At 43.3% G+C, this 12,911-nt stretch carries 9 protein-coding genes; 4 read left to right on the forward strand and 5 right to left on the reverse strand.

Translation table 11 applies throughout. The features are described from left to right. Positions 1–37: 37 nt before the first annotated feature. The gene (locus tag C900_RS00830) at positions 38–1,429 is read right to left on the reverse strand and encodes an alpha-amylase (RefSeq protein ID WP_157493835.1); all 1,392 of its coding nucleotides are present in this window, start codon (positions 1,427–1,429) and stop codon (positions 38–40) included. A gap of 327 nt (positions 1,430–1,756) precedes the next feature. Here C900_RS00830 and C900_RS00840 point away from each other — a divergent pair, with 327 nt between their 5' ends. Next, positions 1,757–2,236, forward strand: coding sequence for a DUF4168 domain-containing protein (locus tag C900_RS00840; protein WP_009577615.1), 480 nt, complete (start codon positions 1,757–1,759; stop codon positions 2,234–2,236). 129 nt (positions 2,237–2,365) lie between these two features. Here the strand turns inward: C900_RS00840 and C900_RS00845 are convergent, their stop codons facing one another. Together C900_RS00845 and C900_RS00850 are read right to left on the reverse strand one after the other, a co-directional pair. Beyond that, positions 2,366–3,340 carry a M23 family metallopeptidase gene (locus tag C900_RS00845; protein WP_040495079.1) on the reverse strand — a complete coding sequence of 325 codons (975 nt, stop codon included), beginning with the start codon at positions 3,338–3,340 and terminating at the stop codon, positions 2,366–2,368. 41 nt (positions 3,341–3,381) lie between these two features. Further along, positions 3,382–4,368, reverse strand: coding sequence for a M23 family metallopeptidase (locus C900_RS00850; RefSeq protein WP_009577617.1), 987 nt, complete (start codon positions 4,366–4,368; stop codon positions 3,382–3,384). 164 nt (positions 4,369–4,532) lie between these two features. Here C900_RS00850 and alaS point away from each other — a divergent pair, with 164 nt between their 5' ends. Genes alaS through C900_RS00865 form a run of 3 tightly spaced genes read left to right on the forward strand, consistent with a single transcriptional unit; the run spans position 4,533 to position 9,786 of the window. Continuing rightward, the gene (gene alaS / locus C900_RS00855) at positions 4,533–7,154 is read left to right on the forward strand and encodes an alanine--tRNA ligase (RefSeq protein WP_040495081.1); all 2,622 of its coding nucleotides are present in this window, start codon (positions 4,533–4,535) and stop codon (positions 7,152–7,154) included. 13 nt (positions 7,155–7,167) lie between these two features. Further along, positions 7,168–8,625: an Asp-tRNA(Asn)/Glu-tRNA(Gln) amidotransferase subunit GatB gene (gene gatB, locus C900_RS00860; RefSeq protein ID WP_009577619.1), complete on the forward strand. Its 1,458-nt coding sequence runs from the start codon at positions 7,168–7,170 to the stop codon at positions 8,623–8,625. Positions 8,626–8,643: 18 nt separating this feature from the next. Continuing rightward, positions 8,644–9,786, forward strand: a complete 1,143-nt coding sequence (locus tag C900_RS00865; protein ID WP_009577620.1) for a peroxiredoxin family protein — start codon at positions 8,644–8,646, stop codon at positions 9,784–9,786. Positions 9,787–10,026: 240 nt separating this feature from the next. On the opposite strand, the gene C900_RS00870 is transcribed toward C900_RS00865, so the two are convergent. Both C900_RS00870 and C900_RS00875 read right to left on the reverse strand, forming a co-directional pair. Beyond that, positions 10,027–11,343, reverse strand: coding sequence for an ABC transporter substrate-binding protein (locus C900_RS00870; RefSeq protein WP_040495083.1), 1,317 nt, complete (start codon positions 11,341–11,343; stop codon positions 10,027–10,029). Positions 11,344–11,443: 100 nt separating this feature from the next. Next, entirely contained in the window at positions 11,444–12,760 is a 1,317-nt protein-coding gene (locus C900_RS00875) for an ABC transporter substrate-binding protein (RefSeq protein ID WP_009577622.1), read from the reverse strand. Positions 12,761–12,911 lie beyond the last annotated feature (151 nt).

Consider the following 12,911-nt stretch of genomic DNA (forward strand, 5'->3'; position numbering starts at 1 on the left):
AAGCGGTACCATTCACACACACTTATGAAGAGTTTTTTTATTTTGGCGACCAGATGGTGTAACTGTTCGGAGGGCATTGGATCTTCACCCACCTGCCGCTTTGGGTTACCGGCTCCCAACTGGAATGACCGGTATAATCTTTAATTCGGGTGTTGCTCCAATTTGTTTCCACCCATCTTTCCACCCAACTGTTGGAATCGTTAAGGTATACCACCAGACCGGGAGAACCATTTCTTCTGGCCACGTATTCGTCATTATCAGTATAAAGTATGGAGGTAGAACCAACGGCCTTGTTCCTATGTATCCAGATCAGGTTGTTAAGCTTGCTTTTATTGAGCCACTCTTCGTAATCACGGTAAAATACAGTGGGATACCCCTCGTGAGTCATAATGTAGGCATAGGCGTGCATTTTATCCCATATTATATCCGTGTCATGATTAGCTACGAAAGTTACTGCTTTGGTCGGATCACGTTTCCACAGCATGTCGTCATTTAACTTATTGAGGTTGTTGCCGTCAAAAGCTTCATCCATTCTATAATAGCAGGCAAAATCAAAGGCAGATGACTTTCTGTTGGTAGAGTTAACCCAATTTTGGAGTAGTTGAGCGTTGCCATCCCAATATTCTCCCACGGCAAAACCACCAACATTATTCATCCAGTCTCTTACTACCCAGCCCCCGAAACCTTTAACATAGTCAAAGCGGAAGCCGTCAAACTTCATGGTGTTTTTATAGTACTTGCCCACGCCATCGCTTCTCTTCCATAGCCAGTCCTGTACGTAGGGTACAGAGTGGCTCAGATCAGGAAATCCACCAAAGATGCCCTCATCACTGGATCGGTATCCATTGGGATGAAAGTCGTTGTAAGATCTGTTGAACTTACCGGAGGCGGGGTTAAAGTCTGTGTATGTATTACTACCTGTATAGGGGTTATACTCCAGGTCACCCCCGCTGTTGTGGTTGATCACAATATCAGCGTACACATCTATATTGTAGTTGTGGGCTGTGGTAATGAGGCTCTGGAGTTCGCTTTTTGAGCCAAACCTGGTTTCCGTGGACCCATGCTGATTGTAATTACCGAAGTCGAAATAATCAGCCGGATCATAGCCCATGGAGTAGGGGCCGTTTTGTGCTTTGGAAACCGGGGGTAGCCAAATGGCAGAAATACCGGCAGCATCCCATGAGGCAATTTTGCTCTTAACAGTGTTGTACCAGGTGCCTCCTGCAGGTACATCCCAATAAAATGCCTGCATCAATACTCCACCACCGGGTCCGGGGTTCCTTCCGTCTTCTCCGTAGTTCTTTTCGGATTCGACAGACTGCCGGGTGACGTCTATGGCCTGCTGCGGACGCTCTATTTCCGGTTCGGTGCAGGCCAAAGCAAAAATCATGACACAGTAGTGCCAATTGGTTTTCATAAAATTTATCATAGGTTGGGTTTTTGGTTGAAACCTTAAATTGGCAAAAAACACTTAAAAAATGCCGAATAGGTAAGATTAACTACTTATATATCAATGAGAAGGATACCGCAAACGTTTGCATAAAATTTTCACCCCTTATCGGTGTAAGTTTTATGATTTTGGGAGAAAATACGGGTGAAACCAGAAGGAAATACACTTCAATTTAAGCTGCTGAATGGCTGAAAGTCACTTAGAGGTTTCTTACAAATACTAACTTAACACTAGCAATCAAATATAACGAATAACATAACTATTTTCTGGCTGTTATGTTATTAATTTTAACCAAATCACATCGAAATGACAAAAAATAAAAATATACATGCTCTATATTCATTGACTTTTTCATTCCTGTTTGTTTTTGTGTTTATGGGTAACTCCATGGCTCAGCAGCAGCAGCGTCAGGTCAGGGAGGATTTTAGTGAGGATGAACTGGAATCATTTGTAGATGCATACGAGGAGGTATTGGAGATCCAAATGGAAAGCGAGGAGAAAATGAAGGAAGCCATCGAAAAGGAAAATCTGACATTGGAGCGTTTTAATGAAATTCTCACTGCTCAGCAGGACCCCACCTCGGAGGTTCAAGGATCTGCCGAAGAAATGGCAGCTTTCAACAATGCTGCACAAACCATTATTAAAGAACGGCAGGAAACCGAAACTAAAGTAGTATCAGCCATTGAGGATGAGGGTATCGATATAAACACCTACCAGGAGATCATGCTGGCCTACCAGTACAGTCCCAAAGTAAAAAAGCAACTAGATGCTCTTTTAGAGGATTAGCTTCTGGTTGCTGGTTTGCTAGTCACTGGTTACTGGTCACTAGCTTGGTGATGAAACTTAAAAAAACTGAAAACTGAAAACTGAAAACTGAAAACTGAGAACTGTGAACTGAAAACTGAGAACTGTGAACTAATCCAATGGAACGGTCTCTTGTTTCGATATCTCTATCAGCTTTTCATATTCTTCATTGCTCAGGTCGCGTTGAAAGAAGTTGATAGGGTTGATAGGCTTGTAGTTATACAGCACTTCATAGTGCAGGTGAGGCGCTTCTGACCTTCCTGTGCTACCTACATATCCGATCACCTGGCCGCGTTTTACACTTTCACCTCGTGTAACGATATACTTTGTGAGGTGTGCATACCTGGTCTGGTACCCGTAGCCATGGTTGACAAATAGTACGTTGCCATATGTGGATGAACGGTATGAATGAGTCACCAAGCCATCACCTGTCGCATATACTGGAGTGCCTGTAGGAGCCGTGAAATCCAATCCGTCATGCTCCTGCCATTTCTTTAGGATAGGGTGAAAACGCTTTCCAAATGTTGTGTGCAGTCTTGTTAGCTCCTTGTTATTGATGGGTTGAATAGCAGGGCGGGAGGACCACATTTTTTCTTTTTCGATGATCAGGCCGGAGATCTCATTGTAGGACTTGCTCTGTATATTCAGCTTCTTCCGCAGCCGGTCCAGTTTTTGAAAGGTTCCCACAATCATGGAAGACTGTTCGAGGTCCTTTTCGAGCAGGTCCTGATACTTGTTATGACCGCCAATACCCCCTTCTCTTACTGTTGCAGGTATGGGCTCCGTGTCGAGGATCACCCTATAGATCTTATCATCTTTAAATTGTAATTCATTAGCAAGCTGGTAAGCTTCTTTTAGCTCATCATTGAGGATGTTCCAGTCTATTTTCAGGTCCTCGTTGACAGCTCTCAATTTAGACTCCTTTACTGGTGTAAAGTTAGCCCGGTACAGGTAAATAAGACCTAATGCCAATGCCAGAGAAACGGTCAAAAAGGCCAAAATGTTAATTACTATCGCGCTTTTTGTGGCCCTGATCGGTTCGTATTTACATGTTTCTGTGTTGTAGTAGTATTTTATTTTAGCCATTACTATAAAAAAAAGACGTTGGTTTCCAGTTTAAAAAATAGTTAGTCAAATGACTGATTTTCGTGGGTAGCCAGGTTTAAAAGTTGATGATAGTCTGTATCCGATACCCCTTGTATTAAAAAATTAATAGGGTCTATCTTTTTATTGTCTTTAATTACTTCATAGTGTACATGTGGAGCCACCGAGCCTCCCGAGCTCCCTACAAGAGCTATGACATCTCCTCTTTTCACCCGGTCTCCTTTTTTTACTTTTATTTCGCCCAAATGGGCATATTTAGTAACATAACCAAAGCCATGGTCGATTTCAATATAATTGCCATAGCCAGTCTGCAGATCACTATTGTCCTTTACAAATTTCACCTCACCGTTTCCCGTGGCATATACTTCTGTGCCTCTGGGAGCCGCGAAATCAATGCCGCTGTGCATCACCCGGCCTTTGTGAAATGGGTTTATTCTCATGCCAAATCCCGAAGCCAGTTTTGTATGCTCTTTGTTTTTAACCGGCTGTATGGATGGAAGTGATGACAGCATGCCCCCGTTCTCCCTTGCTATTTGCATCAACTGATCAAAAGATTGGTTTTGGATGCTTGCCTGTCTTTTTAGCTTGTCAATTTTTCTGAAGGTATTTATTACAAGTTTTTTATCATGAAGTCCTTTCTCCATGATCTCCTTGTATTCCTCTACGCCACCATGGCCCGCCTCTCTGACTGTAGCAGGCAGAGGTTCTGCCTCATAGATCTTTCGATAAATATTGTCATCTCTTTCTTTAAGGGCAGTGATGACATTATTGACCTCACTCATCTCGTCCTGAAGCTCCAGGTAATAATTCTGAAGCTCTTTGTTTTCCTTTTTCAGGCGAGCTTCTGTAGGGGAATCAAAATAGGTATTATATATAAAAACAATGGCAATGGACAGGATTAAAGCCACTGACAGCATGCCCAGTAAATTGAGCGTAATGTCCGAAAAAGTGACCTTCGCCCTTTCATAGCGGCAGGTCTCGGTGTCATAGTAATATTTTATTCTGGCCATTAATATTCTATGCTAAAAACTTCTATTTTTGTGCTTTCTCAATCAAAAGACATTAAAAATATTGAGTTCGAAAGCAAGTTTAAAGCTTTAGTTTAACCGCAATATATTAAATTTCTTGAAAAAAAAGTGTTCGGACGCAAAATTATCAAATTTTTTGACATTTCATGAATTCCAGATTAATACGGAAAAAATTCCTAGATTTTTTTAAAGACAAGGGTCACCAGATAGTAGAATCAGCGCCAATGGTGAACAAGGATGATCCCACGCTGATGTTTACCAATGCTGGTATGAACCAGTTTAAAGATTACTTTCTTGGTAATAAAAAACCAGTTCATAATCGAGTAGCAGACACGCAAAAATGCCTCAGGGTATCTGGTAAACATAACGATCTCGAAGAAGTGGGTCTGGATACCTACCACCACACTATGTTCGAGATGCTGGGCAACTGGTCCTTTGGTGATTATTTTAAAAAGGAGGCCATTGCCTGGGCGTGGGAGTTACTAACAGAAGTATATGCGCTTCCCAAAGACCGGTTATATGTAACTGTTTTTGGTGGAGATAAAGGCGATAACCTTGATGTAGACCAGGAAGCATATGATTTTTGGAAAGTAATAGTTGATGAAGACAGGATCCTGTACGGGTCAAAGAAAGATAATTTTTGGGAGATGGGGGATACAGGTCCATGTGGACCGTGCTCCGAAATACATATTGATCTCAGGCCGGAGGAAGAGGTGAAGAAAATACAGGGCAAAGAGCTGGTCAATAACGACCATCCTCAGGTGGTGGAAATATGGAACCTTGTTTTCATGGAGTTTAACAGACAGGCATCAGGTGAGCTGAAGTATCTTCCTGCTAAACATGTTGATACGGGAATGGGCTTCGAAAGGCTGTGCATGGCGATACAGAAGAAGTCTTCAAACTACGATACCGATGTATTTACACCGCTGATCGAGCACGTAGCTGATAAGGCTAAAGTTACATATGGTCAAAATGAGCAGACAGATATTGCCATTCGCGTGATTTCTGATCATGTGAGAGCTATCGCTTTTGCGGTGGCTGACGGGCAGTTACCTTCAAATACGGGGGCCGGATATGTGATCAGAAGAATATTAAGAAGAGCAGTTCGGTATGGCTTTACCTTCCTTGACTTCAAATCACCATTTATCTATGAATTGGTACCTATTCTGAGCAGTCAGTTTGGCGAAGTGTTCCCCGAGCTTAAGAGCCAACAGGATTTTATAGCTAAGGTAATAGAGCAGGAGGAGGCATCATTTTTACGCACGCTCGAAAACGGATTGAAAAAGCTGGACGGAGTAAAGGAGCAGATGAAAGGAAGTGGGGAGAAAGTGATAGAAGGCAAGCTGGCATTTGATCTCTATGACACCTATGGGTTCCCTTTGGACCTGACTTCGTTGATTGCGAGGGAGAATGGATTTACAGTGGATGTGGAGAGCTTCAATACCGAAATGCAAAAGCAAAAATCAAGATCGAAAGCGGATGCTGCAAAGGAAACGGGTGACTGGCACGTGGTTGGGGATCAGGACAATATCGAATTTGTAGGTTATGAAAAGCTGATATCCGAAGCTCAGGTGGTAAAATACCGTACCATAAAGCAGAAAGGTAAAGAGGTTTACCAGGTGGTATTGAATAAAACGCCGTTTTATGCGGAAAGCGGGGGTCAGGTGGGCGACCAGGGCTACCTTGAAGCTAATGGTGAGAAGGTGACTGTGCTGGACACCAAAAAGGAGAATGATCTTATTGTTCATTTTATAGATAAACTACCAGCTAACCTTGAAGCGCCCTTTAAGGCGGTAGTCAATGAGAAAAAACGTAAGCAGACGATGAACAACCACTCTGCAACGCATTTGCTTCATGCAGCGCTGAGAAAGGTGCTGGGCGAACATGTAGAGCAAAAGGGTTCGCTCGTAAATGAAAAAGTGCTGCGGTTCGACTTCTCACATTTCCAGAAGATGTCAGAAGAAGAAATAGCCCGGGTGGGACAGATCGTCAATGAGAAGATCAGGGAAAACATCACTTTGGACGAAAAGCGTAACATTCCTATCGAAGAGGCGAAAAAAATGGGCGCTATGGCATTGTTTGGTGAAAAATACGGTGATTTTGTTCGTGTGATCACTTTTGATCCCGGGTACTCCGTGGAGCTTTGCGGGGGTACACACGTTTCTGCTACAGGCGCCATCGGTTTCTTTAAGATCGTTTCGGAAAGCTCAATAGCTGCCGGAGTGAGAAGGATAGAGGCTATTACAGGAGAGGCCGCAGAAAATTTCATCAACAGTCAGTTGCAGTTGATCGATGAGGTAAGAGAGATGCTGAAAAACCCCAAAGATCTGAAAACAGCGGTTGCTAGCCTGTTGGACCAGAAAAACAAGCTGGAGAAGGAGATTGAAGGCATACATGCCGGGCAGGCACAGAATTTAAAAAAGGAGCTGCTGGGCAAGGTAAAAGAGGCAAATGGAGCCCGTGTTATCATTGAAAAGATTAAGTTGCCCGCCGGGGATGCGTTAAAGACCCTTTCTTTTGAGCTAAGAAATGAAGTGGAAAACCTGTTTCTGGTGTTGGCGGCAGACATTGATGGCAAACCTCAGGTAGCCGTGGCGATAGCAGATGATCTGGTAAGATCAAAAGACCTGCATGCCGGAAATATTGTACGAGAGCTGGCCAAAGAAATACAGGGTGGTGGGGGAGGACAGCCGTTCTTTGCTACTGCCGGAGGAAAAGATATTAATGGGCTCGATAATGTTTTGGAGAAAGCCAAAACGATCATTTAATTTGAAGGCTGAAATGGATAAAGCAACAAGGGAAAAGTATACTGCAGTTATCGGTCTTGAAGTGCATGCTCAGCTCCTGACTAATAGCAAGATCTATAACTCTGACTCTACAGCATACGGCAGCCTGCCCAATACTAATGTTAGTGTTATTACCCTGGGGCATCCTGGCACGCTACCAAAGCTGAACAAAAAAGTAGTGGAGTATGCCATTAAAATGGGGCTGGCCTGTAACTGTGATATCAGCAGGACGCAGATATTCGACAGGAAAAACTATTTCTATCCCGATCTTCCAAAGGGCTATCAGATCACGCAAGACAGAACGCCCATTTGCCGAAAAGGCTATGTTGCTGTATCTCCAAAGGACGGTGAGCAGCGGAATATCGGCCTGAATCGTATCCATATTGAGGAGGATGCCGGTAAGTCTATACACCTGCCCGAAGAAGCAGATACACTTGTTGATTTCAACCGGGCCGGGGTTCCGCTTATAGAGATTGTAACGGAGCCGGAGATCAGGACGTCCGATGAGGCATACGCTTTCCTGACGGAGGTGCGCAGGCTGGTACGATACCTTGAAATATGCGATGGCAATATGGAAGAAGGTTCGTTGCGCTGTGATGCGAATATTTCTGTAATGCTCAAAGACGCTAAGGAGTTTGGTAAGAAAGTGGAAGTGAAAAACATGAACTCCATTCGTAACGTACAGCGCGCTATTGACCATGAGATCGAGCGACAGATCATGGAGATCGAAAAGGGCAATGTCATTTTTTCCGAGACCAGAACTTTCGATGCCAATACGGGAACTACTTCCGGCATGCGCACCAAAGAGGAGCTTAACGATTACAGGTACTTTCCCGATCCTGACCTGAGCCCTTTACACGTGTCTGAGGAATGGTTAAAAGCTATCGAAGAGTCTATGCCCAGCCTGCCGCGAGAGCTTTTTGAAAAATATGTAAGGGAGTATGACCTGCCCGAATATGATGCGCAGGTGCTTACAGATACCAGGGAGATCGCACTTTATTTCGAAGGGCTTTGTTCTAAAACGACCAATTATAAAGCCGCATCGAACTGGATAATGGGACCAGTAAAATCTTACCTGAATGAGGCTTCCATGCATATCAATGACTTTCCCATGACCACAAGTATGCTGGCCGAACTGATAGAATTGGTGGATAGCAATAAAGTAAGCTATACAACTGCCTCGCAGCGCCTTTTTCATGAAATGCTGAGGCAGAGCGGAAACAGATCAGTCTTGAAGGTGGCAGAAGAGCTCAACCTGGTGCAGGATAGTGACTCTGATGCAATCGGTGCCCTGGCTGATGAGATATTGGCTGAATTTCCGGATAAAGTAGTTGCCTATCAAAAAGGACATAAGGGTCTTTTGGGGATGTTTATGGGAGAGCTGATGAAAAGGAGCAATGGCAAAGCTGACCCTAAGGTGGCTAATGAACTATTAAGAAAAAAGTTAGGTTAATCGCTAAAAAACATTGAAATGAATTTTATTAAAGTTGTAGTTATATCTGTTCTTGGTTTCTGGGCTTGCTCATCAGACTCTGCATCACAGGAGAAAAGTAAAAATACTATCACGCTTTCAGGTACTGTAGGTTACCCGCAAAAGAATGGGCTGATCCTGCTTGAAAGGTTTGAAGGTACCAATCCTGTACCATTTGATACCATCACACTAAATGAAAATTACACTTTCAGGGAGCAGGTATACATACCAGTTGCAGGGTATTACCGACTTAACTTTTACAATAAACAGGCAGTGCCCCTCATTTTGGATAAAGATAATGTAGAGGTAAATGTAGATGGAAACGATCAGCGCGGCTTTTTCCAGGTAAATGGATCCCGTGATCATGATTTTATCAATGATGTTCAGGAAATGGCGCAACAGTTTCAGTCTTCAGATGAAGTCAGGGACATTAACAGCAGGTTTATGACTGCCAATGAGGCAGGAGATGAAGCCACTATGGATGCACTAAGGGCTGAGTATATGAGTATGGACGCTGAATTTAAAAATGAGATCAAATCCAGAATTGATTCGATCGGTGCATCTCTGGGCGTAGTAGAAGTGTTAAAAGGTGGCAGGTACCTGGACAAAGACAAAAATTATGAATTCTATCGTAATTATGCCGAATTACTAAAGAAGGAAATGCCTAACTCCACAGTTGCGCAGGATTTTGTGAAAGAGGTGGAGCAAATGGGTAAGCTTGCAATCGGACAGGTTGCCCCTGATATTGCGCTTCCGAGTCCTGATGGTGAAATTGTTAAACTATCCTCATTGCGTGGCAACTATGTATTGGTTGACTTCTGGGCTAAGTGGTGCAAACCCTGCCGCATGGAAAATCCTAATGTGGTAAGGATGTACAACAAGTATAACGACAAAGGGTTCGAAGTATATGGAGTGTCTCTTGACAGAAAGAAAGAAGATTGGCTTCAGGCTATTGAAGAAGATGGCCTACACTGGACCCAAGTTTCGGACTTGAAGTATTGGAACTCGGAAGCCGCCAGGCTCTACAATATCAATGCCATTCCATTTGCCCTGTTGCTTGATCCGGAAGGGGTCATCATAGGCAAGAATCTACGAGGCAAAGAACTGGAAAATAAACTGGAAGAGATCTTTGCAAATAAATAGGGGTCTTTTAAAAGCACTAGTTAGTTAAACAGTGGCTCTGAGAAAACGTCAATGTCTGCGTTATGCTCGTCCCAAAAATGCTCATCCCGACAACGCTACGGGACTCGGCTTTTTGACACTTCACAAGCCTTGACCTTAAAGTTTTCTTAAAGCCACTTAGAGTTTTCTTACAAACACTAAGTGGTTCATGGCTCCCGGGTTGAAGTTTAAAAACCGGGCACTGCGAGCCCTTTCCGGTTCCTATTTCATTTTTATTCGGGCAATGTTGTCATTGAACCGGCCATTCTTCAGTTGCCAGATCTGGTATTCCCTGTCAGGGACATCACCATTTTTATCAAAATCGAGGGAGCTGTTCACTCCATCATAATCTATATCCTTGCCAGCCTTGAGTAGTTTTCTCACTTCAGTCAGATCTTTGGCCTTAACCTTCTTTCCGGTATGGGATACAGCCCTTATATGTTCTGCTAAAGCCGTGGCATCAGTGGTATTGCCTTGTATCATCGCCAGCGCAAACAAATATACAATGTCGTAGACATCTGCTGTTTCTTCGTACTCAGGTCTTTTGCCATACGTCTTCTCAAATTTTTCTTCAAACGAAGTTTCTTTCAGGCTCTTTACAGAAGTGCCATACATACCATCCAGCGCAGGGAGGCTGGCTTTCTCTAAGACATTATCTCCCCTCATGGCATCAGAACCAATAATGGCCGGCCTGTGATCTTTAAATACCTGAGCGCTATCCAATTGATGTGATATGTCGATGATATCTATACTGTTGGAAACAAGGTACAAAACGTTAGGTTTGGATTCCAGAATTTCCGCTACCTTGGGGGAGACGTCATAATCTCGCAGGTTGACAAGCGGACTGTAGTATGCTTCTCCTACAATTTTACCTCCTGACTGCTCGAAATTCTTCTTAAACTCATCAGCCAGTCCTTTGCCATACACATTATTGAGGTAGAAAATGGCAGCGGTTTTATGCCCAAGGTTTTGAGAGGAATAGATGGCAGCCGTTTTTCCTTGCAAGGCATCAGACGCGGCAGTGCGAAACGCCATATCGTTATCTTCCAGGGTAGTCACCTCAACGGAGGTGGCTGAAGGAGAAATAGCTACAACAGGGTTTTCGGCAATCACTTCATTCACTACTTTGATAAAACGACTGGAGCTGGTTGGGCCTATTAACCCGGCAACCTTGTACTTACTTGTCAGCTTTTGGGCCTTGTCAGCAGCAAAGCCTGATTCTGCAGCATCATCGGCAGGTATCAGGTGCAGTTGTTTCCCTAAGATATATCCGGAAGCATTGATCTCATTGACGGCAAGCTGGCCTCCCTGGATTAACTCGCTGGAAAAATCCTTAAATTTTGATATTGGTAGAATGAGCCCGAGGTTGATCGTCTTTCCAGATAACACCAGGGTGGAGTCGACATTTATCGGGAGTGATGACTTTTCGAGGTCAACAGCCACCAGTTCATTAATATCAAGGTTTTGTAGTCCTTCATCCTGGGCGTTCACTCCAGTGGCGATGGAGTATGCAATTGTTAAGACAATTAGTTTTCTCATAATTTTGCCTGGTAAAGTTTTAAAAATGAATAAATATCTTTAATTGAAAGATCTTTAAAACCATCAAGAGATCCATTAAGGGGGATTTCAACTATTTCGATCATTTTATGTTTACATGGGCAACACCTCTCACAAATTCTCCATTTACGATCTGCCATATCTGGTATTCTCTATCCGGAACATCTCCATGCAGATCAAAATTCAACGAACTATTTAACCCTTCATAGTCTATATCATCTCCTTTTTCAATCAGTTGGCGTATTTCAACGATATCCTTGGCCGTCAATTTTTTGCCGGTACTTGATATGCTTCTTAGGTGCCGGGATAAAATTTTGGCATCAGTACTTTGAGCTTCCAGCATGGCCAGTGCAAATAAGTACACGATGTCGTATGCATCAGCCGTTTCCTCAGACTTGGGTTTTACTCCATACCTGGTGTGAAATTTTTGCTCGAAAGAGGTGCCCTGAATGCTTTTAAAAGACGTACAATACATGCCTTCTAAGGCCATAATATTGGCATTTTTCATTACCTGATCACTACGGACGGCATCTGAACCGATGATCACTGGCTTATAGCTTTCAAAGAGGTGAGCGCTTTCTATCTGGTGAGAGATATTAATGATGCCTACAAGTGTAGAGATGAGATACAGTACTTCAGGCTTTGATTCCAAAATTTTCGACAAACGGGGAGTGACGTCATAATCCTCCAGGTTGACCAATGGACTATAACGATCTTCACCTACAATTTTACCTCCGGAGTTTATAAAATTACTTTTAAACTCCTGGGCCAAACCCCTTCCGTACACATCGTCTACATAGAAGATAGCAGCGGTTTTACGCCCGAGGTTATTAGCTGAAAAAATAGCAGCGGTCTTACCCTGAAGAGCATCAGAAGCAGCCGTGCGGAATGCCAGGTCGTTGTCGTTCAGTTCAGTGATCTCAATAGAAGTAGCAGTAGGAGAAATGGCCAGTACAGGGTTTTCAGGTAGCACATCATTGACTATTTTTATAAAACTACTGGAGGTAGTAGGGCCAATTATACCACTTACATTGTAATGCTTGATCAATTGTTTCGCCTTATCAACTGCAATAGCTACTTCCGAAGCCTCATCAGCAGGGATTAAAAATAATTCCTTATCCATTATTTTCCCGGAAGCATTAATCTCATCTACCGCTAATTGTGCCGCACGTATCATTTCTTCCGAAAACCCGCCAAGGGTAGACATAGGCAGGAGCATTCCCAGGTTTATAGTGCTGCCGGATAAAGCCTTCACTGAATCCACATCAATAGGCAGCGAAGATTTGTTCAGGTCAACAGCAACCAGTTCGTCTATATCGAGGTCTTGTACGCCATCATCCTGAGCTGATAGGCTGAGCGTAATGCATGTGGTCGCTAAAAAGATAGTTAGTTCTTTCATTATTTCTGATGTTTCTGACTTATTATCCCACTGACTGGATTCTACCGGTCTCAACTATGCAAAATCTTCTGCACCAGTATCTTGTGAATCATAAGCGGATCAATTATCAGTAAAAAAAATCCTGCACATCGAGGATAAAGAAGTAACTGAT

It is taken from the genome of Fulvivirga imtechensis AK7, assembly GCF_000331535.1.
Lineage (GTDB): Bacteria > Bacteroidota > Bacteroidia > Cytophagales > Cyclobacteriaceae > Fulvivirga > Fulvivirga imtechensis.